At 58.5% G+C, this 26,340-nt stretch carries 21 protein-coding genes and 4 pseudogenes; 13 read left to right on the forward strand and 12 right to left on the reverse strand.

The window, feature by feature from the left end; genetic code table 11:
- Nucleotides 1-2: 2 nt before the first annotated feature.
- The gene (locus tag AWB74_RS35150) at nucleotides 3-887 is read right to left on the reverse strand and encodes a TrbG/VirB9 family P-type conjugative transfer protein (protein ID WP_061151235.1); all 885 of its coding nucleotides are present in this window, start codon (nucleotides 885-887) and stop codon (nucleotides 3-5) included.
- 2 nt (nucleotides 888-889) lie between these two features.
- Nucleotides 890-1,594 carry a type IV secretion system protein gene (locus AWB74_RS35155; protein WP_061151236.1) on the reverse strand — a complete coding sequence of 235 codons (705 nt, stop codon included), beginning with the start codon at nucleotides 1,592-1,594 and terminating at the stop codon, nucleotides 890-892.
- 1,578 nt (nucleotides 1,595-3,172) lie between these two features.
- On the opposite strand from AWB74_RS35155, the gene AWB74_RS35160 reads away from it, so the two are divergent.
- The 4 genes from AWB74_RS35160 (at nucleotide 3,173) to AWB74_RS35175 (ending at nucleotide 8,120) form a co-directional block, all read left to right on the forward strand.
- A complete protein-coding gene (locus tag AWB74_RS35160) occupies nucleotides 3,173-4,057 on the forward strand; it encodes a hypothetical protein (RefSeq protein WP_143749375.1) in 885 nt (294 codons plus the stop codon).
- Between the two features lie 447 nt (nucleotides 4,058-4,504).
- Nucleotides 4,505-5,701 carry a ParA family protein gene (locus AWB74_RS35165; protein ID WP_061151238.1) on the forward strand — a complete coding sequence of 399 codons (1,197 nt, stop codon included), beginning with the start codon at nucleotides 4,505-4,507 and terminating at the stop codon, nucleotides 5,699-5,701.
- Nucleotides 5,698-6,684 (forward strand): ParB/RepB/Spo0J family partition protein, encoded by a 987-nt coding sequence (locus AWB74_RS35170; protein ID WP_061151239.1) that lies wholly within the window; start codon nucleotides 5,698-5,700, stop codon nucleotides 6,682-6,684. The genes AWB74_RS35165 and AWB74_RS35170 overlap by 4 nt, the downstream gene beginning before the upstream one ends.
- Nucleotides 6,685-6,935: 251 nt before the next feature.
- Nucleotides 6,936-8,120, forward strand: a complete 1,185-nt coding sequence (locus AWB74_RS35175) for a hypothetical protein (RefSeq protein WP_061151240.1) — start codon at nucleotides 6,936-6,938, stop codon at nucleotides 8,118-8,120.
- 680 nt (nucleotides 8,121-8,800) lie between these two features.
- Here the strand turns inward: AWB74_RS35175 and AWB74_RS48270 are convergent.
- Nucleotides 8,801-8,935 carry a hypothetical protein gene (locus AWB74_RS48270; RefSeq protein WP_268811227.1) on the reverse strand — a complete coding sequence of 45 codons (135 nt, stop codon included), beginning with the start codon at nucleotides 8,933-8,935 and terminating at the stop codon, nucleotides 8,801-8,803.
- A 226-nt stretch (nucleotides 8,936-9,161) separates the two neighbouring features.
- Here AWB74_RS48270 and AWB74_RS35180 point away from each other — a divergent pair.
- A pseudogene (locus AWB74_RS35180) lies at nucleotides 9,162-9,278 on the forward strand (cold-shock protein); the annotation flags it as partial.
- Nucleotides 9,279-10,074: 796 nt separating this feature from the next.
- Nucleotides 10,075-10,359, forward strand: a complete 285-nt coding sequence (locus AWB74_RS35185; protein ID WP_235024795.1) for a hypothetical protein — start codon at nucleotides 10,075-10,077, stop codon at nucleotides 10,357-10,359.
- A gap of 141 nt (nucleotides 10,360-10,500) precedes the next feature.
- Here the strand turns inward: AWB74_RS35185 and AWB74_RS35190 are convergent, their stop codons facing one another.
- A complete protein-coding gene (locus tag AWB74_RS35190) occupies nucleotides 10,501-10,902 on the reverse strand; it encodes a hypothetical protein (protein ID WP_087039377.1) in 402 nt (133 codons plus the stop codon).
- Between the two features lie 429 nt (nucleotides 10,903-11,331).
- Between AWB74_RS35190 and rpoD the strand changes: the two genes are divergently transcribed.
- Complete coding sequence (rpoD, locus tag AWB74_RS35195) at nucleotides 11,332-13,380, forward strand: RNA polymerase sigma factor RpoD (RefSeq protein WP_061151242.1); 2,049 nt, start codon at nucleotides 11,332-11,334, stop codon at nucleotides 13,378-13,380.
- Nucleotides 13,381-13,600: 220 nt separating this feature from the next.
- Here rpoD and AWB74_RS35200 read toward each other — a convergent pair whose 3' ends face one another.
- Entirely contained in the window at nucleotides 13,601-14,599 is a 999-nt protein-coding gene (locus AWB74_RS35200) for a hypothetical protein (protein ID WP_235024796.1), read from the reverse strand.
- Nucleotides 14,600-14,789: 190 nt separating this feature from the next.
- Here AWB74_RS35200 and AWB74_RS35205 point away from each other — a divergent pair, with 190 nt between their 5' ends.
- The 4 genes from AWB74_RS35205 to AWB74_RS35220 all read left to right on the forward strand — a co-directional run bounded on the left by AWB74_RS35205 (nucleotide 14,790) and on the right by AWB74_RS35220 (nucleotide 17,570).
- Entirely contained in the window at nucleotides 14,790-15,104 is a 315-nt protein-coding gene (locus AWB74_RS35205; protein ID WP_061151244.1) for a hypothetical protein, read from the forward strand.
- 905 nt (nucleotides 15,105-16,009) lie between these two features.
- Nucleotides 16,010-16,306 carry a DUF6723 family protein gene (locus AWB74_RS35210; protein ID WP_061151245.1) on the forward strand — a complete coding sequence of 99 codons (297 nt, stop codon included), beginning with the start codon at nucleotides 16,010-16,012 and terminating at the stop codon, nucleotides 16,304-16,306.
- Between the two features lie 390 nt (nucleotides 16,307-16,696).
- Complete coding sequence (locus tag AWB74_RS35215) at nucleotides 16,697-16,957, forward strand: DUF2188 domain-containing protein (protein ID WP_061151246.1); 261 nt, start codon at nucleotides 16,697-16,699, stop codon at nucleotides 16,955-16,957.
- 181 nt (nucleotides 16,958-17,138) lie between these two features.
- Entirely contained in the window at nucleotides 17,139-17,570 is a 432-nt protein-coding gene (locus tag AWB74_RS35220) for a response regulator (protein WP_087039371.1), read from the forward strand.
- 122 nt (nucleotides 17,571-17,692) lie between these two features.
- Here the strand turns inward: AWB74_RS35220 and AWB74_RS35225 are convergent, their stop codons facing one another.
- The 4 genes and pseudogenes from AWB74_RS35225 to AWB74_RS35240 form a co-directional block, all read right to left on the reverse strand.
- The gene (locus AWB74_RS35225) at nucleotides 17,693-18,439 is read right to left on the reverse strand and encodes a GGDEF domain-containing protein (RefSeq protein WP_268811228.1); all 747 of its coding nucleotides are present in this window, start codon (nucleotides 18,437-18,439) and stop codon (nucleotides 17,693-17,695) included.
- A pseudogene (locus AWB74_RS48275) lies at nucleotides 18,419-18,694 on the reverse strand (CHASE3 domain-containing protein); the annotation flags it as partial. The gene AWB74_RS35225 and the pseudogene AWB74_RS48275, both read right to left, overlap by 21 nt.
- 318 nt (nucleotides 18,695-19,012) lie before the next feature.
- Nucleotides 19,013-19,408, reverse strand: a complete 396-nt coding sequence (locus AWB74_RS35230) for a response regulator (protein WP_087039372.1) — start codon at nucleotides 19,406-19,408, stop codon at nucleotides 19,013-19,015.
- Between the two features lie 21 nt (nucleotides 19,409-19,429).
- A pseudogene (locus AWB74_RS35240) lies at nucleotides 19,430-19,947 on the reverse strand (sensor histidine kinase).
- A 935-nt stretch (nucleotides 19,948-20,882) separates the two neighbouring features.
- Between AWB74_RS35240 and AWB74_RS35245 the strand changes: the two are divergent.
- On the forward strand, nucleotides 20,883-21,356 hold the full coding sequence (locus AWB74_RS35245) for a PRC-barrel domain-containing protein (protein WP_061151248.1): 474 nt from the start codon (nucleotides 20,883-20,885) through the stop codon (nucleotides 21,354-21,356).
- A 26-nt stretch (nucleotides 21,357-21,382) separates the two neighbouring features.
- Here AWB74_RS35245 and AWB74_RS48710 read toward each other — a convergent pair whose 3' ends face one another.
- Nucleotides 21,383-21,820, reverse strand: coding sequence for a response regulator (locus AWB74_RS48710; RefSeq protein WP_061151249.1), 438 nt, complete (start codon nucleotides 21,818-21,820; stop codon nucleotides 21,383-21,385).
- A 653-nt stretch (nucleotides 21,821-22,473) separates the two neighbouring features.
- Between AWB74_RS48710 and AWB74_RS35255 the strand changes: the two genes are divergently transcribed.
- Nucleotides 22,474-24,522: a hybrid sensor histidine kinase/response regulator gene (locus tag AWB74_RS35255; RefSeq protein WP_235024800.1), complete on the forward strand. Its 2,049-nt coding sequence runs from the start codon at nucleotides 22,474-22,476 to the stop codon at nucleotides 24,520-24,522.
- A gap of 115 nt (nucleotides 24,523-24,637) precedes the next feature.
- Here AWB74_RS35255 and AWB74_RS35260 read toward each other — a convergent pair.
- Both AWB74_RS35260 and AWB74_RS35265 read right to left on the reverse strand, forming a co-directional pair.
- Nucleotides 24,638-25,143, reverse strand: a pseudogene (locus AWB74_RS35260) (DUF421 domain-containing protein).
- Between the two features lie 68 nt (nucleotides 25,144-25,211).
- Nucleotides 25,212-25,805, reverse strand: coding sequence for a ParB-like protein (locus AWB74_RS35265; RefSeq protein ID WP_061151251.1), 594 nt, complete (start codon nucleotides 25,803-25,805; stop codon nucleotides 25,212-25,214).
- Nucleotides 25,806-26,340 lie beyond the last annotated feature (535 nt).

Genomic DNA, 26,340 nt, shown 5'->3' on the forward strand with positions numbered 1-26,340 from the left:
GGTCAGAACACCCCTAAGATCCGGCGGCGGCCGCGCGTCACCGTGACTTCATCCTTGCCCGAACGCAACACGATCTCATCAGCCAAACGCTGAAGAACGAGGAAATCGCCACGACGAATAAAGTTCGCGACAACGCGATCACCGTGATCGAGGATGAACGGCACCGGCCACTCTTGTGCCTTCGCGGGCATACGCATCCAGACCGCGTGACCGTCGTCGAATACAGTCTCCGGCGTGAATTCGGCCCGGCCGTCGACGCTGTAGTCCCAGTTCAGCTTGTCTGGAGCCACACTGATGCTGCCGGAATCGACGCCGCCACGACCGCCATTACCGACCGTGCCGCTGGCATCGTCGCGCGCGCCAGCCCGGGCCATCAGGGCGCGCGGATATTGGAAACGCACGGTCTGGTAGAACATGCCGCCTGCCGGCGAGGCGATCAGCGTGAAGTCGTATTCGCGCAGGTTCGTCGTCAGATGCAGTGTGTTGACGAGATCAGCCTTGTGCGGCTTGATGAAAACATGGTTCATCTTGTCGTCGTCGATCTCCCACTGAACGCTGTCGCCCATCGCGGGATCGGCGATCAGCTTTTCGCCCTTCTCCAGTTCGATGGTTGTGAGTTTCAGGGGCGCGGTGAGCACACGATAGATCTGGTCGCGGCTATACGGAAACACGCCAATGCGAGCATCGCCCGGCATCGTCAGCGGATCAGCACCACCATTGAAAGGATTGATCGGGCTCATCGGGTCGCCCGCAATCATCGCGGCGTTCATCACGCCAGGTTCGCTCGACGCTTTCTTCGCCTGGGCTGCGGGTGCCGCGAGCGAGGCCCATGCAGCGAGGAGGCACAAGCCGATGGCCGGCCCTGTATTGAACTTGGTAGCCGTCATGCTTATGCGGTCCGCTCGAGGCGGAAGAACGGAATGTAAATGCCGAAGGGGTTCGACGTGAGCGCTTGATCAGCTGTAGGCACGACGATCTGATAGCGCAAGGTCAACGCGAACTGCTTGACCTCGGGTTTGCCAACGGAGCCAGCCTGTGAAGTTGTCGTAGTGAACTCCACGAGCACCGTCGAATCCTCCAGCAACGCGATGTTGCGCACGTCCACTTCGCGGATCAGCTTCGGATTCGTCGTAATCGCCTGAAACGGCGCGTCCAGCTTGAGCCAGTCGCGGAACTGGCCCGTCGCCGCGCCGATCATCTGGGCCTTCACCGAATTAATGTTGGCGGTCATCCGTGAGGTCTCGAGCCGATCAGTCAGTACGGGCTCCATCGTGAACCATCGCACGGCCATGTCTTTGACGGTCGTGCGGACCGCCTGCGAGTCAGGCTTGTAGGCCACGAGCTCGGTGACAATGGGATGGCCGCCGACGTCGGCCGAGACTCCAACGACGCGGGTCACCGACGGCGGCGGCTGGCGCGTCCAAACTGCCCCCGCCGCTACGAACGCGAGACCGAACGCGATGAGCATCCAGCGGTTTGCTTCGAGCTTGAGTCGAGTACTGGTCTCGAAGATGACCTTGCTCGGATCTTCCTCCGCGTACATGCCCGGAGCCGTAGAAAGCGCGGCGCGACGTTTGTTTTTGAAGAGAGGCATGGCAACCCTTGTTGAATGGCTACCATTGAAACAGCGCGAACGTCCTTTTTTTCCCCGAAAGGCGATGTGTTTTGTGCGCCTTTGCAGAACATGACGCGACGTTGCGCGCACTGCGTCCTCGCGACTACGCGAGAGCTACCTGGGTAGCTCTGTCACGGGACAAAGACGCAGTTTTTTGCGAGCTTTTCCAGACCAAGGCAAGTTTCGGCTGTGCTCTAACCATGACCTCTTCCGGAAGCCCACCGTAGCCGGAAAAGAGCGGTCCCGTGTGCCAATCTGGCGTTTTGCGCTAAATGTCACGTTTTCCGCGCGCGAATTTGCTTATACAGATCATATAGTTAGTGGACTTTACATTTTGGCATCCGAGCTACCCAGATAGCTCTATGGTGGTTTGATGCTCATCGGCGCAAGCCGCGCTAGCGTTTTCTTCAAGGAGCCGAGGACGGACTATGCGTGGTCAACATACGATTGCGGAGTAACGTCGGGCGAAGTTGTACGGCGCGTCGTCGCCCGCCCGCGAGTGATTACCTTACGCAGTTGGCCGCAAAGATCCGTGAACGACCGCTGCAATGGTCTATGGCGAGCTTGATCGACCGTCCGGCGCCAATTCCACCAGTCCGGGTTCTTCAACTGGTCCGAACGTCGCCTCAGTCGGATTGGAAGCTTCTTCCTACAACGCTAGAACTTTCTCCACTAACGCGTATTCCTCTGCGGCTCCATGCACGCGCTCAGTAGCAGCTAAGCTTCCGTCTCACGTTCGCTTTTCAAGAACGCGAAAATCGACGGTCCCATGCAACAGCGCACGCAAATAAGCGAACTGGTTGAGCGTCTTTCCCGAGTCAATTGAGGCGATACATGCGCCACACCGTCGGAGAGTTTGTGCCTTTTCCCCGGGTCAACCTCAAACAAATGTCGAGTGGAGTGAACAACTCAGCGGTTGCAAGCCAAGCTAATTCGCGCGGAAGCGCGCCTCCTTTGAGCTTTTCGAAGAGCCGCAGCGGTTGTCTCTTTGACTTTCACTGTTTACCTATCGCACGGATGCAACGCCCTTCCGCTTTACAGGAGGACTGACCACTCCGCCGCAGTTGTGAATCAGAGGTCAGTGCCAGCGCATCTAGACCCTGGCGCGTGAAAGTGGACATTGAAATTGTCTTGGCTCGCTCGGGCTCGCTCGCGAGGACGTCATCCCACAACTTGTTGGTCCCTTCGGCGGGTAATTAGCTCCATAGGAACGGCAACGGCCGAAGACTGCCGCTTGAGAGCAGTGATGAAGTCGGAGGCGTTGTCGGATTAGCCATTCGTCGCTCTCAACCGCTCGAGCAGCGCGCCTGCAACGGCTGTGAGTTCCACTTGAAGAGCTTTCGGAAAGTCCTCGCTTCGGCGAATTGTTTCCGCTAGTCGCGAAAAAGCCTAACAAACAGGGAGCGTATGACAGAACCACAACGTCTCGGCGAGTATCACCTCCCGTTTTGCACGGTACCGACGGTCGAAAAGCTGAGGAAAAAGGCGCTCTTTCGGCGGATTGCAACGCGCCGCGATCTGTGACAATGAAAACGAACAAAACATGGAGCGTAAGTCTTGCAGACCGTAGAAGGACGTCCGATCGCGCGAAATCCGCTGCTGCTCGCTGAACTCTATTTCTCAGGTCTTGCGAGGGAGAAGTGGACTTCTCAGAAAGAAGCTCTCGCCGCACTAGGCCATCTGACGCCGAGTGTGAGCCGTGAAGAGTTAAGCCGGGCCATTGGCGTGTCGAAACTGCCGCCTCCTGTGCTCTCACTCTTCCAAGTCGCGGGAATATGGAGTAGCACGGCGCGAGAACTCGTGAGCCTTGCGAGAAAATACGGACCCCATGCGCTTGAGGACCGCGCCCGGCTCATTGATGCTCGCGGCCTGACGTGGCATCAAATCGTCAAGCTGCTAGATGGCCAGGAGCCCGTTGCGCTGAAACGTCGGTCGAAAACCAGCTCCCCTCTTGTGCTGGCGGCTATGTACGAAAACGGAGTGTCCGAAGGCCGGTGGGATTCGATAACCGAAGCGGCCGAAGCGCTGGGCTGGCGTAAATCGCACCTCAAGCGGGCAGTGGCGGTGTCGCAGCTCCCTGCACAAGTGTTGCAGCTTTTCGACGGAAAAATACTCATTAACGCAATTGGCGATGTTCTTCTCCACGTCCACGAGGTCATCGGCACGGCCGAGATGGTCCGTCGCGCGGAAGAATTGCTGCAAAAGCCAAAAAGACGCACCGCGGAGAAGATCGTCGCACATCTCCTAGGGACCAAAGAGGAATCGCAGGTAAGCCTAAAGGTGCGCAAAAGCCGCAGCCAGTGCGGCAGTCGCTTTGTTTTCGAGTTCTCAGTTGAAGCTGCTTACGCCGACGAAATTATTACAGCCGGACAGGACTTTTCGCCGGTCGTCCAACTCGTGCTATCAATGCTCCGCGTGCGAAACGCACAAGCTTCAAAATAAAAATTTCGTGTAAGCCTTGCGCGAGGTCGGCAGCGCCACTGCAATAGTTTGCGCCGACGAGAGCCCCACGATGCCGGTAAGTTACTTGGCGCATCTCGCTGCGATATCCCAAAACGATTTCGGCCGCGTGATTAAGCAGCTTCGAGGCCCACGACCAGATCTGCCTTTTGGATGTCGATCGCGGCATCCATGTTCGACAGGCGAACACTCAGCGTCCCTATCTGCCTCGGGTCAAGGATTGTTTCACGTCGACGCTTTTGTTCCACACTTAACGTTTTTTCGCGAAAGCCTTCCTGGCCACCCGCCGTACAAGGCGCTCCGCGATTCGAGCGGCGCAAAGTTAACTTGCGTTTACCGCACTAGACGTCTAAAGTCCCTCTTGATTCTATCGGTCAGACCGAAATCTCTCTTGCCGATAGAATAATTCCAAACGATGAAAAGTGGACCATGGACTTAGACCTCGCCAACCCGGGTAAGACTACGCCAGAAGATCTTATCAAGCTCGCTGGATTGTCCGACTTCATGTTGCAGAAGATCCGCGACGAGCTACTCGAACCTTTTCCAAGGAAGGTTCCCCCAATGCTCAGCTCGGCGCGGGTCCAGGAGATGTGCGGGATCGACGTCCAACGGATGGCCTATATGCTCAAAAAAGGTGAGCTGCCTCAAGGTAAACAAACGCGTCGAGGCTCGCCGCGTCAGTTCGCTGTGGAAGAGGCTGTTCAATGGGTTAGGGCCGAGCTTGCTCCAACACCTCGATCGGGGCCCGGCAAAATTATTGCGGTCGCCAACTTCAAAGGTGGTGTGACCAAAACCACGATGTCGACAGTCCTTGCACAGGGGCTGGCGATGCGTCGTGGTCGGCGTGTTTGCCACATAGATCTTGACCCGCAAGGAAGTGCGACCACGCTGTACGGGATCAACCCGCACGCAGAAGTCGACGCTTCGCAGACGATCATGCCTTTGATCGAGGCGTACTTGAAGGGTGACGAGTTTGATATGCGTACCCTTCCTCAAGAGACCTACTGGCCCAACTTGGACCTGATCCCTTCGTCCACTGAGCTCTTTAATGCTGAGTTCATGCTGCCCGCGCGCGCATCGGCGGGCGCGCGCGGCGAGCGGTTCGAAAATGTACTTCACGCGGGAATTGAAGCTCTGCGCGACAAGTACGACTACATCATTTTGGATACGGCACCGACGCTAAGTTATTTGACCATCAATGCAATCTTTGCAGCGGACGGGGTAATTGTGCCCGTAGTGCCTGACGTTTTATCGTTCGCGTCGATGGTGCAGTTTTGGCACCTGTTTTCGGATCTAGTGACAGGCATGGCAGCACGCGGAGAACAGTCGCGCAAAGAATTCGACTTCCTCGACATTCTTATCACACGCATGACACCGAAGCCAGCGGCCAAGGCCGTCCAATCGTGGATTAGCCAACTCTACGGTAACCGTGTCATCCCTGTCGAAATTCCAGAAACCGATGTGGCGCGCAATACGAATATGCGGTTCGCGACCGTCTATGACATTAGCACGTATGAAGGCGGCGCCGAGACACTGCGGCGGATCCGGACGCCCTGTGACCAGTTTGTCGATCGCGTTGATGATCGCGTCTCGGCTCTATGGCAGAAAGGGAGTAACGCATCATGAGCATGAAGAATTTTGCCTCCAAGGCCGCGAATATACGCCTCACAGATGAGGAGGCAGACGAGGCACAGAATCGAGCGGCGACGACACCTCGTACCGCCCCCGGTCAATTGATGCACCTCCAGGCGAAGTCGGAACAACAGCAGGACGAAATTGACCGCCTAAAAAAGGAGTTGCACGAAGCAAAGCAGATGGGGGGCGCCGTAGATGTGCCTCTTACCGAACTAAATGAGGTACCGGGCCGGCGCAGATACATGGCTCCAGAGAAGTATGCCGAATTGCGCGACAACCTGCGGCACAACAAGCTCATCCATCCAGTAGTTGTCCTGCCTCGCGCAGAAGGCGGATTCGAAATTATCTCGGGACACCATCGAAGCGATGCGTATCGTGAGCTAGGCCGCGAAACCATTCGTTGTGTGCTGGGAGAGGCAACAGCTGAAGAGGCCGATGAAGGAGCCTTCTTCGCGAATTTGATGCAGTCTGACCTTACCGACTATGAAAAATACGTTGGGTTGAAGCGATTTCAGATGGAACATCCGGAACTTAGCAAAGCTTCGGTCGCCGAGCATGTGGGGATTAGTCCGTCGCATATTAGTGCTCTGCTGTCCTTCGAACGCCTTCCGCAGGAAGCTCGGGAAATTCTTGAAGTGAATATGGCGCTGCTGGGAGCGAACGCTGCAGCCGAGTTGGCGATTCTTGCTGAGACCGGAAAGAGCGACCGTGTGCTTGAGGCGGTCCGACGCCTTGCGGATAGGAAATTCGACCAATCACAGGCCGTTAAGTATGCGCGAGCCTCCGCCGAAACCAAGAAAGCGGCGCCAGCAGCGACGAACTTCAAGATCCGCTCTGGCAAGACGACGTGGTGCGACGTCCGCAGTGCAAAAAACATCATGCGGATCGAATTTCAATCGGAGGAAATCGCAAACTCCGTTCGTGACGCGATCCGCAAACATCTTGAGCAGCTGGCACAAACTCAGAAGTCGTAACCCATTGATTTTCAATAACTTCGTACTACGCAGGCGTCGACGGAGAGCAGAATGAAAAGAATTTAAAGCTACAAAGACAAAGGCCCGCAGCTGGAAACTGAGGGCCTTTGCGAATGTGGGCTTGGCTGGAAACCTTGCCGCACTACTCCCCAGCTGGAAACTGGAAAGGGACTACAGACATCCCGGAGTGTAGCGCAACAAGATCGACAGTCAAGCGAAACCCATCCATTCACTGAAATGGACCGCTCGACATGTCTATCGCGCAACGCTTCGTTGCTGGCGAGGGTGAAGCACACCCCGAAGATTCGGCCGCCCTCACCGCTTTTCGCTGTGACTCCACTAACTTGCCCTGGATCATCTTCCGGGCGGCGTTTCGCGCCGCGCACATTGAACAGATTCCACCGCGCGCCCGCGCCGTCCTCTCCGCCCTCGCGCGGACCGTCGACGTTGCCAAACCATTCGGGGCAATCTTCGCGCGCCGTGAGCTGTTGACTGGCCGCGCGCTGCAATCCATGCGGACGTTCTATCGCAGTCTCGACGATCTCGAGATCGCCGGACTCATCGAGCGCCGCCCGCAGGGCCGCTATGTCGAAGCCGGGTTATTTGGTCGCGCCTACCTTCATCTCACCGAACATGCCGCGAGTCTCCTCGGCCTCATTGAGCCTTCACACGCGCATATGAACGAACCCGCCCAGCCGCCCTTATCAACCACAACCGCATCGGCCAAGTCTTCTTTGTCTGTACCGTCTGCCAATGTGGCAGACGGTGGAATATATAAGGATCTAAGCCCTTCTGTTTTTCAAAAGAGACAACCGGGCAAACTGCCTGCGGACCTTCAGCGCCTGCGCACCCTGGGTCTTTTTGATTTCTTGATCTTCAAGCTCATGCGCGAGGCGCGTGAGCACGGCAAGCGCTTGTCGGACGTCGTCGACGCCACCTGGGACTACCTGAAGCTCGCCAAGGCGCCGATCAATTACCTGCGCGCACTGCTCCGCAATCCCGTCGATTTCGCGCTCATCGTGCGTCGCCGTCACGCCGAGCTTCATGGCGAGCAAGCACGCACTCAGGCGCACACGGATGCCCAAACTATCGCCCAACAAAACGCCGGTCGAGCGTTCATCGACGTCGACAACGCGCGCCAGTTCGTGATCGGCGCCGGTGGCGATGCGTTGACGATCTTCAGCGTTACGGAGCGCGTCGGACGACAGGCCGCCGGCTGGATGCCGTCGTTCGCCGCCGCGCTCAAGGCCGGAAAACTCCGTCCGGCGACCGCCCTCGACCTCGAACGTTTTGCCTACGCGCAGCAGCAGGCGCTGGGCGAGAAGCAGTCCGGCAACGTCCCGGTGACCGCTCCCAAGCAGCTGGTCACCGGTGCGGTGCGCGACCACATTGCGGGTCTGCGTCAGTTGCTCAAGGTACGCGGAGCGGGCGCATAACACAGTGCCGACGACCGTGAATTGGCAGTTTGAGCATCGCGAGCGGGAGCTCCTCGCACACGAGTGGCCGAGGATCGCTGCCAATGTTGGGCGCCGCCGGACGACTCGCTTCGATGAAAATTCACCTACCGACTTAATCCATAGGATTCAGCAAGTGGCTTGGGAACGTGAGCGCGACTGGCATTCCAAAACTCCCTTGCAGGAGGGCGGTCGACGCGTCCGAAGCGACCTATCGCAGCGAAGCGAGTGCGCGAGCGGCGTGAATCGATAACGGGCTGTCTGTCGGGCACAGGGCCCCGAGGGCTGAGGGAAAATGTTTGGTTGCGGGACCTTCAACGGAGGACGCTGACGTTCGAGATCTCGGTCTGCTAGCGCGCAATGCCGGACACGCGATGGCCGCGCTCGGTTTCCGCTGGAAAGCAAAACACGCAACGCCGATCTCGCTTTCGATAAGGTAGGCCGTCACGACAGCAGCGCAGGTGTAGCAGCCAAGGGTGCGGGCGAACTGGTTTCCCGATCGATTCGCACGGAGGGTCGATGGCAGGATGGCACAAATGGACGACGCATCGTTCACTTCAGCAGCCGCGGCGAACGTCGAACGGACGCGTTTAGAGGCCCGCAAAACCGTTGCGGTCCGGAAGAGGGCACTCAAACTTTGTCGAGATGCGGCGCGGCCTCTATCAGCGATAGTCTTCATTCCTGTGGATAAGCAAGAGCGCAATCTCGAAGTTCACCACTTGATCGACCACCGCGCGGGCGGCCGCAACAATGGCTTGCGTGCGTGCAACAAACGTCTTCCAGGCGACCTCGGGCACCGTAGGCGTCCGGCAAGGGAGGCATAAGCGATTTCGCTCAAGCCTGATAAGCCCCATTAGAGGGATAGGGCCGCGCACTCACCTGTGGACAGCCTGCCTGCAATGCACCGTCACCTTTCCACCTACGCCACCGAGACACAGGAGCCGAGGGCTTTTTGCTCAGTTGCATTACTGACAATGGCCGATCAAGATAGCGTCCGGCGTCCGCGAGGAGCGACGCTATTCTCTCTTCTCGGAAATCCGCGCTGAGGGCTTCAAGACGCTCAAGGAAGGACGGAAGGTAACGTTCGACGAGAAGATGGGGCCGAAGGGCAAACAGGCGGCGAACATCAAGCCAGCCTAAATCGTCGCGCCCCGGCGATGGCGCGGTTGTCGGGGCGTTGGCACGGCAGACGCAGGAAAGGCGTTCGACCGAAGCCAAAAAGCAGTGAAGGGGAAGGGGCGAAAAAGTGAGAAACCCTCACTTCTTGTTGAGCCGTGAAACATATGTCATCGTTTCAGAGTTCGCGCTATCTTATTGATTATTAGGTGTATCCGTACAGAACGGTCCTGTGAACGGTGAGTTGTTTCACGACGTTGGGGCACGAACGCGCTTCGAACCTGCCTCCGACCTCGATCCTGATCATCAAACGGCGGAAAACTCGCGAATCGTATTAAACGACATATGTTCTGTAGCGTTTGATACCTCAACTGGACGTCGCCTTCTCGGCCAGCAATCATCGGTGCTCGCCTCATTCGCAAGCCCAGCAATAGCGAAGTGCGGACCCTCAACGCGTGGCGTACTGGGCACTTCTCGCAAAACTTGACGGCGCGGCTACGATGAGTCCGCTGTGATCAGTGCGGACCGTCTCCTTCGCTCGTGCGCTGATCGCCTCGCGTGTGAACGCGTTTGTCTCGCTTGAGACGTTGCCGGCTCGTGGCGGCAAAGCGCTCGGGCACACCGACCCCGTCCGCCGCAATCTGACGTTTCTACGCCTGCCGGCGGATTCCCGACGTGATGCGGTGGTCCAGTCCAGACCGAAGTTCGCGGATTAACGCATGTGCCGTTGCACCGACGACGTCCGCATTTCAGATTCAAAGCGAAGGACGACGGCCGACCTGCTTTAAGTCGTCGACGAACCGAGACAGGGAGACGAAAGATGCAGAACGGCAGACCCCCGCGACGGCGCGTGACTTACGAGAAGAATCAGACCGGCGGCTCAGAATGGTTCGCCCGAGTACTCGCCATGTTTCTGAGCGCGATCGTGCTCGTGGCGGCCGCGATGCTGTCGATGGTGCCGCTCGCCGTACTGTTTGGCGTGGGCACGATCGTCTTCGGCTATTTCTGGTGGAAGACACGCGCGCTGCGTCGGCAGGGGCGAGAGTTCGGCGACGACGGCCGGACCGTCGACGTTGAGGTCGTCCACCCGGACACGCGCCGATGATGATTCCGCGAAACGCTGACGATCGCTTACCCGCGCGCGCCTGAAGTCATCCCCCTGTTCCATCTGCGATTGATTGCCCTTCGACCGTGGTCGAAGCGATGAGGCCCTGAAGCAACCTCATGCCGAACCTGTCATCGACCGTCACGGACGGCTGCCGGGTCTCGTGGCGCGCAGCGGGGAGGCCCGCCCGCTCGTGGCGAAGCGTTCGAGTCTTTCGCGTGCGCCAATATGAACATGCCGCGGCGCGTGCGCGAGTTGACGATCAGACTCACGCAGCAACGCCTCGAAAAGCGGGAGGTCCACGGCATCGAGCATCCAGGCGCGCCCGCTTTCGGCGCGCTTCAGACTGCGCTCAATTGCGGCCTCGACCCGTGCGTAAATCATCAAGTCCGTGTCGCCAAATCCAGCGTCCTGAACGTAGAAGCTGAGGTAGACGAGCCGAATCAGTTCGTTGAAAAGGTACGCGGAGCCAGCGCCGCTTCTACAGGCGACGAAGCCCAGATGGTTCGCCAGCGAGATTTCCCGCGCCGCGCATTCGGGCATCGGAAGCAACATGGCTTTCGTGAGTGGCTTTCGCGATGGCGCGGGAGAACCGGAAGAGGGGCGGCGGCGAGACGGCATGCGGCAAAGGACATCGAGAGGAATTCCGCGTCATGCGGAGGTCAAAGCATCCTAGCGGTTGCTCGAGCGCGGGTCTGTGGCCCTTGCCGCGCTGGTGCAGGAGGATAGGTCGGATAGCATGAATTGCTGCGTTGCAACAATTTATGCTATAATTTTAGGCAGCGCTCCAATTGCACTGTCTCTTGATTGAGCCATTTCATCCGGCCTGCTGAGTAAGCGGGCCGCGTCCCCGCTCGTTGCGATACTACAAATCGCGTCGGCCTTCTGCCCTTGAATGTCTGTGACGCGCCGGCCCCGAGGCACTCAGCCGCCGGTCTCGCCATCGCCGAGCACCTCTGCCAAGGAGAATGCATGACAAGTTTTGATCGTGAGGTTCCTGAGTCTGCTACGACCACATTCGCGCCGAAGACTCCGGGCCGACGTGGGCCGAAGGGAAATGCTGCTGCACTGCTGCCGCCGATGGACGCGGTGTCCTCAGCGTCGCAGGATGAAGAGCGGCAGCGCCAGATGCGCGCGCTGATTCAGTTGGGCAAGACGCGCGGTTACCTGACTCATGCAGAAATCAACGATCACTTGCCGGACAACTTCGCGCAGACCGCTGCGATCGAAACCCTTGTCAGCACCTTCAACGACATGGGCGTGGCGGTCTATGAGCAGACGCCGGATGCCGAGACGCTGCTCCTGAACGACGCCACGCCAACTGCCATGTCGGACGATCAGACTGACGAGGAAGCAGAAGTCACCCTCGCCACGGTGGACTCTGAGTTCGGCCGCACCACCGATCCCGTGCGTATGTACATGCGCGAAATGAGCGGGACGGAGTTGCTGACGCGCGCGGGTGAAGTGGAGATTGCGAAACGCATTGAAGGTGGCCTTCACGAAATGATCCAGGCTATTGCGGCCTGTCCGGCAACGGTCTCCACGATCCTTTCGAGTGCGGATCAAATTGAGGCGGGTGAACTGCGCATCGACGAATTGGTTGACGGTCTCAATGAAGACGCTGCCGCAGCCGATGCACGGGTCCCGGACTCAACTGATTCGGCTGAGCTCACCGCGGACGCCGCCGATAGCAATGACCGCAATGAGGAGAAAGGCGACGAAGAGGGCGATGAGGCGGACGACGAAGCAGTCGATGAATGCGGCGCGGCCGAGCAAGAGGATCCGGCAAAGGCAAATGAAGCCCGCCTGAAACAGCTCACCGCCGACAGCCTTGCCATTTTTGCGCGTGTGCGCGAGTTGTTCGCTCAACTTCCGCGCGGCGACGCGATGCGAGGCGAGGACGTCGTGGTCTTCGCACAGGTATGTGAGGCAATGCAGCGCGAGCTGGCACCCATTCGCTTTACGGCGCGAACCATCGATCGGCTCTGCGCGGACGTGCAAGAGCAGGTCGCGCAGGTGCGCGCGATCGAGCGCCGTGTCTTGCAAATTGCCGTCGACCGATGCGGGATGCCGCGCGAGAAGTTTGTCGAGTCGTTTCCCAAGCATGAAACCGATCTTGGCTGGACCGAACGCGTGGCAATGGCGTCGAACAAGTATGGCGCCGCGCTCGAGCGCAGTCTGCCGGCGATTCAGGCGGAGCAGGAAAAACTGATCGAGATCGAAGCTAACGCCGCTTTGCCGCTGCAACAACTGAAGAAAATCAATCGGCAAATGATGGCGGCCGAGTCGAAAATGCGGCAGGCAAAGGGCGAGATGATCGAGGCGAACCTGCGCCTCGTGATCTCGATCGCGAAGAAGTACGTGAACCGCGGGATGCACTTTCTGGATCTGATTCAGGAAGGCAATATCGGCCTGATGAAAGCGGTCGATAAATTCGAATATCGACGCGGCTGGAAGTTTTCCACCTACGCAACATGGTGGGTTCGGCAAGCGGTGACGCGTTCGCTTGCGGACCAGGCGCGCACGATTCGCGTGCCGGTGCATATGATCGAATCGATCAACAAGCTCAATCGGATTTCACGCGAGATTCTGCAACAGACCGGGCAAGAGGCGCATCCAGCATTATTGGCGGAGCGCATGGAGTCGACCGAAGAGAAGATTCGCGCCATGTTGAAGGTCGCCAAGCAACCGGTGTCTCTCGAGATGCCGGTGGGCGAGGACGCGGATGCGACGCTTGGCGACATGATCGAGGATCCGATGGCGGCGTCACCCGCGGACGCGGCCGTGCACGCGAACCTGCGCGATGCGATCGACGAAGCGCTCGATGCGCTGTCGCCGCGTGAAGCAAAGGTACTGCGGATGCGTTTCGGCATCGATACTCCGTCCGACTTCACGCTCGAAGAGCTTGGCAAGCAATTCGACGTGACGCGCGAACGGATCAGGCAGATCGAAAGCAAGGCGATGCGAAAACTGATGCACCCGAGTCGCGCAGACAAGCTCCGGCAGTTTCTTGACCACTGAGTCACAGTCCCGTGTCGACACCAGATCGATACGACAACTCGACCATCTACTCAGCGCCGTGGCGGCAAGCGGCGCGGGCTTGATGGGGCAAGCATTCAGGCTTGCTGAATCGTCGGTCAAAAGAGAGCGGACTCGTCGCTCGCGCCGTGCGCCGTGCGCCGCGCGCCGCGCGCCAGACGCGACGTCGCATTGCGATAACTGTCGGCCCCCGGCCTCGGAGTCACAGCGAGATCGCTTGCTGCAAAAGCTCCAGCGCTTTCAACTCGTCCAATCGACCCGTACGTGCTTTGCCTGCTAGCGTCTTGATCAAGGCTTCAGCGATCGGCTCGATACCGAGAAGATTGTCCAGGCTGGTCACGGAAGGGGAGGGGAGCGATACAGCTTTTCGCTGGGGTAGGGCGGGGGTGGGCGGTGGCTCAATCGCAGACGTTGAGGCGGACGGGACATACCGCTCGCTTTCGTCAAACGAGTGACCAGCCAGCTCGCTGGGAGAATCACCAGCTTGATCTTGCGGGACGACCGCGATCGTCTCTTCCTCTCTCAGCATATCTGCCGACACGGTTGAGCTGTGCGTATCGGCGCGGTCGGTAAGATGAGTGCTCCCAGAGCGCGCCTTCGCTGCGGCACGCTTCCTTGGCACACTATTCTGAGTTGCGAGCGCAGGCGGTTCGACGTGTTGAACGGATGCGCGACCCCGCGCAGCAGGAGTCAGCAAACGTGACACCGACTCCGGAATCTCGGCTTCAGAGCGCGGTGTATCGAGCCAGCCGACTGGCAAGCCGAGGCGCTCGGTGAACCGGCTCGCTTCGGCATCGTCCATGCGCTTCTTGCCGTGTAGGCGATGGGCCATGTTGGACCCGCTCAACGCCATGACCACACCCAGTCTTACTTTCGATCCGTTGCGGGTCGTCAGCACGTGAAGGTTAGCGCGTCGAATGCTTTCGACATCGGCGCCGTCGTTCAAGGGCAGTGCGTGTTGCTGAGTCGATTTTTGAGATGCTCTGGATTTCGAAGGTGCACCTTTGAGGGGAGCACCCCGGCTTGGCTGTTTGGCCATCTCGCGCTCACTATTCCTGCTTGCTATGGGCGAGCCGCCGGCTGGTTTCTTTGGCATTTCCACGTCCTCAGACGAACGAACTTCAAGAGAGGGTTGTTGGCCGACGTTGAGGGCCGAGGCAGGCTCACGTACTTCAGACTTTGCGTCTGCCACCTCGTCCATCTCTTCGTCGGCTTGTACGCAGTCGAGCGGTGACTTCAGGCGAGCGATGGTCTCGGGAGCGAGCGCGGGATGAGCCTGATGTCTTGCGCTCCCGTACCCAGCGCGCGGCCGCTTCGGCACCGACGCACAACCGGCGCCGGAAACTCCGGCGCGCCGTGACGGTCGGAGACGTCAAATACTGGGAGACGCCATGCTCGAGCCATCCGGAACGCTTCAACTGTTGGTCGTCGAAACCGCGACTGGCGAGGACGAAGAGCTCGTCCTCACAGGTAAGGACTTTCACCCAGAACGCCGTTCGATGCTCGACGACGACGTAATGCGGGAGGACGACGAGGGCGACTACGTCGCGCACGCCAGCGCATTGGGCTTTGACTTCAGGGTTGTTGTCGCACCGCCCAACCAAATTGACTTCGAAGATGACACTGAAGAAATCCGCATCGAGATTGTCGAGAACGACCTGGAATTCGTCGAGCGGGACGACGACGAAGACGAAACGGACGATTGAGGCTTCGCCTCGCGGCATCAGTCCGTGAGCAAGGTTAAGCCTGTTGTCCGGGCCCGCGGCTCAACTGATTGATGGAGTTGCGGACAGTTACCATGACGCGCACCGACGAGCTAGCGAGACTTGCACGATTGAACCAGCACATTCGCACTTGCCGACGAAACATCGCGCTCGTAGATTCCGCGTTGCCAACTCACGCTGGGACGGAAGAATACGGGATTTCAGTCAGGGTGTTGAGCAACCTTCGTGATTGTCTTGAATCGTTCCTGAAGCTGCGGGCGTTGATGCGGTTCTACGTGAGAAAGGCGGCAACAAGTTGTGGCACGTCTCTGCCTCGACAACCGGCAGTGGCCGCGCAGGGCGGGTTGGAACTTTATATACAAGACTGTAAGCGGATGATTCAGGAGCAGTGTCAGCGCCTTGCTCGACAAGTCGATTGCGGAGGTCGTCCGGCCGAGTCGAATATCGTCTTGTACTGCTTGCAGCAGAGCCTGTTCGCCCTAGAGCAAGCTCGCAAGGTGGACGAACACACGCGTCGGTGTTCTCATTCTCCCTCCGAGGTGGTCCGATATGCCGTCGGCGCGACGCCATTATTGGTACCGCCGGAGGCCACATTTCATCCACGGACCTGATGAAGTGATTGGGCGATAACGACACGCGATTTCAGCTCGTTGGCAGAATCGCCGGGCGCTGGGCAGACCGGGACTGGTTGCCGGCGCCGCGCCGGGAACACTGCGGCACGAGGTCGGAGGCCGCCGCCGATTTCGAAGGTTGCATGAATCGCGGGTTAGCGCGTGCGCCGTCGTTCTTGCCATCGGTCACGATAAGTGGAGCTCCAGATGGCGCTCAGAAAGAGGTATAGCGATTGCTAGTTTCGAGCAGCTCTTCCAAAAAGCGCGGGGTCTAGCATGGCAACGTTTTCACGGCGACGGCCGAAGCATGTGTTGTTTCCCGCTCAGCGCTTCGTGGCTGCGAAGGCTGGGATGTCGGAAGCTGACTACGCCGTTTATGCTTCTTACCGCCCGCTAAGTGGAAGATTTATCGGCACGCTGAAGGTTGTTCGCTTGACCGACGCGCGGTTGCTCTATCCCTTCGCGGGTGCAGAGGAGCTCGGGCCGTTCAACACCAAGGACGCGGCGAAGGAAGCTGCCGTTCGACGCGGAAATGAAATCATTAACGCAGACCTGTCGAATCCTGAGCTTTGACGGGACTCACAAGGCGAGCAGTCGCGCGAACTTCGCGCACCAATGCAGGAGCGAACCGAACGGCTCAGGGAGCAGACCGCTCCGGAAGAGCGTTCGCTAATTGGGGCGAGAGCAAAAAGGCGGCCAATGAATACTAGGCTCCGCGGCACACATCACAGCCATTTCGGTTCTCGCAAACAGATAAACCGCCGCCAGGAGAACGTTGACTATCCACTGAACACGCGCAGACGGGAGTGCTGCGAGGTTCGCGCGACCAATTTACCTCCATCGATTCTAGCGGTCCGACTGTTTTAAGTAGCTGTTACTGCGAGTTTCTCTTACACGCGCCGTGACTTTTCCGCCGGACCTGCGAAAATATAAATGTGTTTAACATTCCGCAGATGAAGGGGTTTGGACAAGATGTTGACGAATGAAGGCGCCGACGACGCCGAGATTATCGTCCGTCCGGCAGAGGGAGGTGGCTGGCAGGTTGAGATTCCCGGTATCTCCGGTCCCGCTTCCGTGACGCTGGTCAGCGACCAGAGCGCGGCACTTGAACTGGCGCGGAAGTTGAGGCCGGATGCCGACATCCGGCTTCTTCCGGCGGACGAGAACCGTGAAACCTTGCATGGCGACCTATCACAATCCCGCAGCAACTTTATCATTTCGTGAAACGCAGGCGATGGTTTGAACGCCGACGCATTGCAGGGCGTAGTTTCACCAGGTAGTCGGGTCCGCGCGATGCTGGAGTGTACCAAAGTGCACGCCCGCCCATCATGAGAGTCACTATCACCGCGCACAATGCGGCAGAAACCGGGGACCAGCAATCACACCTTTTTTACTTCCTCGTTTGATGTATGCCGCGAGCAAGTGTCAACGCTGGACGTCGCGAGATGTCTTTATAGGACGGCGAAAGCCACGAGTACTGGTCGTTGACGATTACAAAGATGCGGCAAACGCTATCGCGGCTTATTTACAACTCGAGGGGGCTTCGGTGAGGACGGCGAACGGATGCTTTAGCGCGCTGCAAGTCGTCGAGAGCTGGGCGCCCGACATTATCCTGCTCGACATCATGATGCCTGAGCACGACGGGTTCTTTACGGCCCGCGCGCTTCGGCGCCTTTCACGAGATGACTTTGCCATCATCGCCTACACCGCGAATGACCAGGACTTCGTTCGGTCGAGCGGTGACGTCACGCTGTTCGACGCCTACTGTCAAAAAGCCATTTCGCCAACGTACCTGCTTGGCCTCATGGAAGGACTCTACTCACGTGAGGCCATGTAAGCGGTCTGGTTTCTAGCGTGGTCGTGATTGCCTTGGATGCGAAGCATGCGCCTTGTTTCTCCTCGCAATGCGGTGGGCGTTTGTTTTGCCGCCGGCCCGGATGCGTTGAACGCGCAGCCTCGTCAACGGTGCAGACGCAAGACCTTCTGCTGCCCTTCGGTATTCGCGAAGGCGTACGAAGACCGACCGGCTCTCTTTGCCTCGTACATTGCGGCGTCGGCCGCATCGAGCAGTCCGTCGATTGATTCCACGGTGTCTGGATACGTCGCAATGCCGATGCTGACGCCGAGTGGAAAACGACCGCTAAACTCGTGCTTGCCGACCATGCGTACGCTCTCGCCGAGGCGCGCGGCCAATTCGCGCAATTGGGCGTCGTCGATGTAGTCCACGGAAAGGAGAACAAATTCGTCGCCGCCGATTCTGGTGAGCACATCCTGAGGCCGCGTCGCTTCTCGGAGCGCACGCGCAAGGGCCCTGAGGATGGCGTCGCCGGCTTTGTGACCAAGCGTGTGGTTCACCGCCTTGAATCCATCGATGTCCAGGTACAGCATTGCAACTCGGCGCGTATCCGTGTCAGCGTCCACGGTGAGCGCCTCGAGTGCAGCGAGCAGATGCCGCCGATTCGGTAGCCCAGTTAAGACGTCCTTCGATGCTTGCCGGTTTAACAGGGCGGTGTAGGCATGCACACGGGCAAACGCGCGTCGCTGAATGAAGAGTGTGTAGATGAGTAAGCAGCAAACCAGGACTGCTATGAACGCAAGAGCCCCGGCTCCCAAGATGACGCGTCGGTCGACATCTTGAACAGCAGCACGCCGCACCTGACGCCAGTTGCCGAGTAGAACGCCGAGGTCTTCACGCAGCGCATCCATGTACCGCTTGCCTTCACCAGTGCGCATAAGCTCAAGCGAACCCTCGCGGTCGCCGCTGCGGGCGAGTTCCAGCGTGCGCGAGACCTCCATCACTTTCAGATTCTTTGCGTGTTCGATGCGCCTAACTAACAGCGCGGACTGAGGGTCGTTTGCAACAAGCTGATGGAGTCGTAGCACCATGTCGTCGAGGTCACGCGTGGCAAGTTTATACGGCTGCAGATATTGGTCGTCGGCCATAAGCAAGTAGCCACGCTGGCCCGTCTCGAGATTTTATAAATCGTGCAGCACGCGATTCCCGACCTCTAGTACCGCGACGGAAGTGTCATCGCGGGCCTGTTCCGCGCGGATAATCGTGGCTTCATAGATAAAGAAGCCAGCCGCGCATAGTAGTGCGGCGGCAATACCGATATACAACAGAACGAACCGATTTTTGTCTGCTGTCGCAGAGCGAAAAAGACGCCGCGGCATACTGTCCTCACTCCCACTGATTGCCACAAGCGACCCGCTGTCCGAGCCGTAGCGGCAACATGCTGCCAGGCCACCCCTGCGTCCGCGGGCCATGCTCGGCGAAGGTCACGCCGTCGCTTTGAAGCTTGCGATGAGTGCCTCAAGCTCAGAAAAGTTCACCGGCTTCCGGAGAAACAAATCGCAAATGCCCTCGACCGTGGGAGGCGTTTTACCGGAGGTCAATACGAGCGGGACACGCGCGAATCGGCGAAGTTTTCTCAGACGTCGGCAGAGGCTGATGCCATCGAGTTTTGGCATTTCCCAATCGGTGACGACGAGGTTGGGTAGGGTTTTGAGCGCCTTCACGAACGCATCCAAACCGTCTTCTGATGAGAGGACCTCAAAGCCGTGAACTTCGAATACAGCGCCGAGCGCATGTAAAGGGCGAATATCGTCGTCAACAAGTAGTACGCGAGTCATGATGAGCGGGTGGTCGTTTATCCACATGGGCGCAACCGTCATGCCATGCTCTGCACTGGCGTTCTACTGCCGTTGCGCGATGCTCGCTGTGAAGATGGTTCCCTCGGCCTCGGTTAACGTGACGGCGAGACTACCACCATGGGCGTCCACAATCTGCTTGCAGATGTAAAGGCCGAGCCCGAGCCCCCGCCGGGCACACTGCTCGCCGGGTGATAATAGGGCTCAAATATTCTTGTCAAGATGTCGCCTGGAATTGGCTTGCCGCTGTTACGCACTGAGAGCACAAGTCGGCCGTCTGCAAGCCTCGCGGTGACGGCGACGGGAGCACCCTTAGAGCCGTGGCTCAGCGCATTAGCGAGGAGATTTGATAGCAACTGCTGCATACGCGCGCGGTCGCAGTCTACTGCCTCCATTACTTCGATGTCGCGCTCAACTATGCACGACGGATTGGCGTCGCAGAGTTCGTCAATCACTGCGTGTAAAGACGGCCCTAAATCCGCCACGGTTTCGACGTTTACGGCAAGGCCGCCGCCCAGGCGACCTCGGGCGAAGTCCATGACGTCGTCAATGAGTCCGGCCATTCGGCTAACTGTCCGTCCAAGACGCTGTCCGACACGGACTAGCTCATCTTCTTTCCGCAGCAATGTTCCGGTATTTTACGCTGCGCACCTGGTCCCGAGAACCGCCATGGCCCACCTCCCGTTTCTAGCTCGGTTGCCTTTCCCCGGAGACGGCGTGGCGAAATGACAAGAAGCGGCGGAACCCATGCATAAATTTCGACTTTGAGTCGTCGAGGAATTGTTCCAGGTTTCGGCCTTTTCAATCGACTCGAGCTGTCGCAGTCAGGGCGTATGCGGCGTCAGTGCTGCGCGCGAGGCTGGCAGATTACGTCGGCTGACCAGAAGGTCGACCGAATAGCGGATTCGCTGGCGACTCGGCGAGGTAAGAGCTTGAGTAGGCGGGACCTCCGACCCTGGAAGATTCGCTCGCGCATTGCTGGGCGCCCCGCAAGGCCGGTGGTAATGAGGCTCGTCTCCACAAGCCGTAGAGCAGTGCGTAGGTGAACTCCATCTCTGCGAGCGTCTGCAGATGTACAGGGTCGCATCTCCCCACAGCGGTTAACTGCTCCACCCGCGTGCGCTGCCGGCACACGGCCTTGTCGCACTTCGTTAATGACGCGAGGAGGCTCTGCGCTAGCCTCGCGTCAACGTCATAGCATTCTGGTCGCATGGCATCTCTCTCTGCCGTTGGCAACGGCTATTCATAACGCGAGCAGGAGTAGACATATTAAGACGCTTTTTCACTGTCTTTCAACGCAGGTCGGAATTCGTCTCGAACTTGCCCGCCAATGCCGCTCTCGGCGCTTGAGGCGGTAGCAACCGCACCGCTGTGGCACGTCCGTTGCGCGCCCAACGGGTGAGCCTTGTCGCTGCCTGCCTGCGCGCGGCAAGGCGCCGGGAGGTCGTCCAAGACAGGCCCGGCATCGAGATAGCTCGCAGGCGGAAAGGAGGGCATCATGGCGACGAGTGACTTAACTGGTTCAAGTAGTCCGCAAAGCGGCGCGAACATCGTGGGTAGCGGCGTAGGCGAAGGTCCGGGGCCTGACGTTATGGCAGCATCGACATTGGAAGACACCACAGTAATCACCTCGGATGGCGAAGACGTCGGCAAGATTAAACATGTGATGCTCGACGTGCGAAGTGGACGTATTGCGTATGCGGTGCTCGCAAGCGGTGGCTTCCTCGGCATCGGCGATACGCTTCGTGCCATTCCTTGGAATGCGCTTACCTTGGATACGGACCAGAAGGTGTTCAGACTCGACTCGACGGCGGAGCGCATCAAGAGTGAGCCGGGCTTCGACAAAGACCACTGGCCGGCAATGGCGGATTCTAACTGGGGAACGTCGCTGCACCAGTTTTACAATCGCGACCCGTATTGGTCGTCCTCGCCTGACCGTATAACGGGACGTCAAGACCCACTTGACGTCTGAACATACAGGGTCGGAGCACGCGGGCATTAGGCGACCCTCACATATGACGGTCGCCTGTTCAATCCCAGCCAAACAGAGGCAACAACCGAAATCATCTGCGAAAAGGCCGCAAACCCCGTTGGCTTGACGAGAAATGCGTTGATGCCGGACTCGTAGCACCGACTGAGGTCTTTCGGCTCCCTCGAGGAGGTCAGGGCGACCACCGGTACGGAAGCGATGGAAGGCGTATGACGAATTTCCCGCAAGACATCAAGCCCGGTGAGTTCGGGCAATCTCAGGTCCATAAGGACGAGGGACGTGTCGCCGACTCGGCCTGTCCACTTTCCTCGTCGATTCAAGAAATCCAGAGCTTCCTCGCCGTCGCGAGCAGTCGCGACAGCTATGGACGCCGCGTACGACTCAAACGCAAGGAGCGCCAGGTCCAGGCCGCGCGGATTATCTTCGACGAGAAGGAGAGATTGCATTCAATTAGCTAGTCATGGTGTCCTCAGTTCGCAGCAAAGCACATTCCGCCTGGCGGCGTTACGTGTGCTATATCAATGCGAGCGTTTAGAAGTACGGGTGGCCTGCTCGGCTTCCTTGATGTGCGGGCCGTGACGCATTCGCGCGATTGGGCCGGCAGCTGCTCCAAGTCGCCGACGGTCAAGTGTTGTGAGGCAGTGTCGAGCATTGCGGTCTTTTCCTCGAGCAGTTCGGCATGACCGGTACGCACGGTATGCGGACGCCCACGCCTTCGTTCGGAAACTGCAACATACATCGCACCCGTCGGCAACGGGCAACGTCGACTAGAGAACAGTCACAGTCCCTAATGCAGTGTCCGCTGCAAGCGGCGACTGGGCGAACGAACGCGACGACTCGCGCTTGAACTGTATTAAACTCTCCGCAGCAAACGCGAACACGGCTGGCGCGCAGAGGCCTGAAACGGGTCGAGCGTCCCCAGACATGCACAATCCGGCTTGGCCAGCCGCTAACCGGTCATTCAATGCAACACTCCAGGGGAGATGTCACCGCGCCACTCGTTGACGAGGAGGTCGCCGGTACTTTGCCACCAGCGCGAGATTTCGCGACGACCCGACGAGTCTTGGTTGCCGTTCTATTGGCGTCTGTCGTGATACCGATGGTCTGCATCGGGCTCTATGCATACTTCGACTATCAACGCCGCCAAGCGGATTCGCTGGACGCGGTTAACCGGCTCGCAAGGGTCGCCGAAGAAAATGCCGTCAAGGTGTTAGACCTCAACCGCGAGATGACTTCACGGATTGCTGAGATTCTGGGCGACCTTGATGAGGCCCAGACTCGCGAGCAGCAGGCTATCTTGCACGCTCGTCTGGATGCGATGGCCGGGAGACTACCTCAAATCGCAGCTATATCGGTGTTTTCCGCGGACGGCGACTTGGTTGCAAGTAGCCGATGGTACCCAGTCCCCGACATATCAATTCGGCAGCGTGCTGATTTCCAGGCCGCCCGAGACCACCCGCAGGCGACGTATTTCTCTCTGCCAATGCTCGGCGCGGTGGCGCAAACAGACGTGTTCAATACGGCGACGAGTAGGACAGGCAGTAACGGTAAATTCCTCGGCGTGGTCGCCGTTGCCCTCCGACGTGCATACTTCCGCGACTTCTATCGCCAACTGGTCGGCAATAACCCGGACCTTACCGTGGGACTGTACCGTTCGGACGCCAATCTCCTCGTTCGGTACCCGACCGCGGGCGACGGCATCGTTATCCCGGAGGACAATCCCTTCGTTTCCATTTTCCGTGAGAACCTGCAACAGGGTCATGTGAGAACGACGTCGGCCATTGACGGAAGGGATAAGACCGTAGCATTTCGGAGGCTTACAGACTATCCGCTCTACGTGACAGTCAGCTTCGATGTCTCGTCCGTGCTTGCTGATTGGTGGAAGCATGACCTGCTGGTCGCGCTGCTTGCGCTCGTGCCGTGCGTCGGGATTTGGTTGCTTATCGGCTTTTCGATTTACCGGCTGAAGCTGGAGCAGAGTGTATGGGAAAGTTGGAAGAGCGAGGCGGCTCTGCGCGTCGACGCAGAGGCGACGAGTCGGCAATTGCGTCGCGTGGGCGCATTGGGAAACCTGGTGGCCAGCGTCGCCCATGATTTCAATAATCTTTTGATGGTCGTCTTTTCCAACATGGAGTTGGCGCGCCGGAAAGGATATTCAGGGGTCCAAGCAGAAGTGCAGGCGGTGGAGCATGCGGCAGGCACAGCTTCGGAACTGTCGCGCAAGCTGTTGAGCGTCGCGCGCAAGAACCCACTGAAGAAAGAGCGAGTTGAATTGCGCCAATGGCTTCCGGGAGCTATGACTTTAGTCAAGGCAGCAGCTGGGCCGGTCGTGTCGACCTCCCTCGAAGTTCCCGACGACCTGAGGCCTATTGTAGTAGACCGAGCAGAGCTCCAGGCATCGCTCATCAACATCGCGGTGAATGCAAGAGATGCAATGCCGGAAGGTGGAAGCTTTGTCGTGCGTTGCCGCAATGTGTCCGTGACTGATGACCGGACGGTGGATAGGGGCGAATACGTAGTTGTCACCTGCTCGGACAATGGCGTTGGTATGAGCGATTCGGTTGCTCAGCGGGCATTCGACACGCTGTTTTCGACCAAAGAGGCTGGTTCCGGGACGGGCCTCGGATTGGCTCAAGTTCTCTCGATGTGCGAGCAGGCTGGCGGTACTGCTCGCATAAGGAGCGAGCTTGGCTCGGGGACTGATGTCTTGCTGTATCTTCCTGTAGCTGAAGCGCCCGAGATTGCGCTCGGGTCTACGGACGAGCCAAGGCTCGGCTTCCACGACTCGAACTCGTGGCAAAGCGTGCTCTTGGTTGAAGACAACGAAGAGGTCGCCGCGGGCCTAGCTGCGGTTTTACAGCTTCTTGGATTCGAGGTGCATCGCGCAAACAATGGCGACGATGCGCTCGCACAGCTTCGTCAAGGCCACGAGTACGACATGATTCTGTCTGACGTACAAATGCCGGGCAGGCACAGTGGACTCGACCTCGCTGAACTCGTGAAGCAACAGTGGCCGTCTCAGCCGCTTGCATTGATGACCGGCTACGCTGGTGAACTGGAAAGAGGGAAGCACCTTGGTGTGCCCATTCTCTTGAAGCCCTTCTCTCCGGCGGACCTTCAAAACTTGATGGGTAGTTCGGCGCGTTAGACCGCGCGCATATTGCGACCAGCCGACGCAATCCGGTCGTCTCATGCTGGTCGCGCCGTCTCAGCGCTTGACGCATCGACCGTCGTTTGCTGCTGGCAACTCCAACTGGGGCCGATTAGTCGGGTTTCGCGTCGTTCGGCTTGCGGATAAGGCTTACTTGGCCGTTCCGCTCAAGAATCGCGGCGTAGATGTCGTTGAGGTCGGTAGTGTGTAGTTGTTGTCTTGCTGTCTCGAATACATCTGTCTTCGTGATAAGCGCGGCCGACATTTGCTTATCGTCGAACACGCCGTCTTTGAAGACCTGCCTCTCTGCACCGACAATGAGTTTCTCAAGCTTCGGAGCACGAACGCATGCCCAAGCAAGAACGCGATGTATCAGAACGATAGCAAGAGAAGCGACGACCGTCGGTATCGCGGGCGAAGCGCCAACGATGACGCGGCTTAGGGTAGCACAAGCAGTATCGCGACGACATAGTCGAACGGCGAGCGCTGTCCGAATGAGCGGCGGCCCGCGATGCGAATGAGCACAAGCGCACCGAAAAAGACTGCGACGGCTCGAGCGGTCATTTGAAGGGAGTTGAGGTCTCGGCCCTCGCCGAATATGGTGAGCATCAGACTCATGCCGTTCCTCCAGTCCAAAGCGCCGGGTCAAGAATTGGCGGATAGATGCAATCTTGAAGGCCGTCCGCTCAGTCAGTCGGCCCGAGATAGCCTGGAAGGCCCAACGCGGCTTTGCTCTTTGCGAGCTGCAGGGCCCTTTCGATGAGCGCATCGAAATCAGCATCGCTATGCGGTAGTGGCAGGGAGCGCCGAAAGAAGTCTGCCCACCTGAACTCCTCTAGGGGGACGGCTGTCTTCTCGTATCCTCCAGCGTCGCGAACGGATGCGGACAAGCTCCTGAATTCGTCGTCTTCAAGGTCCCAAATGTGTTCTCTCATGTCGGAGAACGGCGCCCGCTGGCCCCGGGCGTCGTAAGGGTAAGCCCAGCGGCTGTTCTCCAGCGTGAGCCAGAACTCGGCCGCCGAGAGCGTCGAGAGGTCTTTGACAAGAACGACGGGGACACGCTTTATGTTCGTGCGCCAAAGGGCCGTAGCGACATGATGGTGGTCGATGGCATACGGCAGCTCCCCCGGGCCGTACACAATCGGGACTGGCTTTTCCGCAATGGCCATCTCCAGGGCGTGACCCTTGAGTTTCTGGTAGCCCGTTATCTTTTGGCGGATTTCGCGCAGGCCGTGAGTGAGTTGAGTAGGACGCAGTTGGTCGATGCTTATCGTTTCCATAAAGTAGCCCTCGATAGCAAGACCGGGACGGACGACACTCTGCGAAGCTACTGGACCACGAAGTTTCGTCGCTCTATTCCGCTAAGAAGCAAAGTTCGCGCCGAACCGACGAGGACGTTTCTTGGAGGAATCGGGAAACGTGGCACTGAACGAGTCGAGTGCATCAATCTCGTGTAGGAAAATACCCGGCATTCGCTTGATGGCCAATTACGTGAATGCTGCTAGAGCCGGCGGCGAATGCGAAGCCAGCCTCTAAATTGGAATAGGCCGCTGAATCGTCGGGTGCCGTCGGCCAGCCGCAACCGAGTGATTCGGACATGTGGCGACCAGCCTCAGCTTCGCGACGCGGTTATGGTAACGAACGAACGCTTGAGCGATGATAGGGTCCGCGAAGGCCGCGGGGGCATGTTCGGCAGGCGACACGGAAATGGTTGTGTTGGGCGTGCCACGCGACCAGCGAGCCTGTCATAAATTTCGTGTTCAAGGCATAACATGTGCGAAAAGGAGCATGTATGCCACGCAAACCGAAAGCTGC

The sequence above is a fragment of the Caballeronia arvi genome (genome assembly GCF_001544695.2).
Taxonomy (GTDB): Bacteria; Pseudomonadota; Gammaproteobacteria; order Burkholderiales; family Burkholderiaceae; genus Caballeronia; species Caballeronia arvi.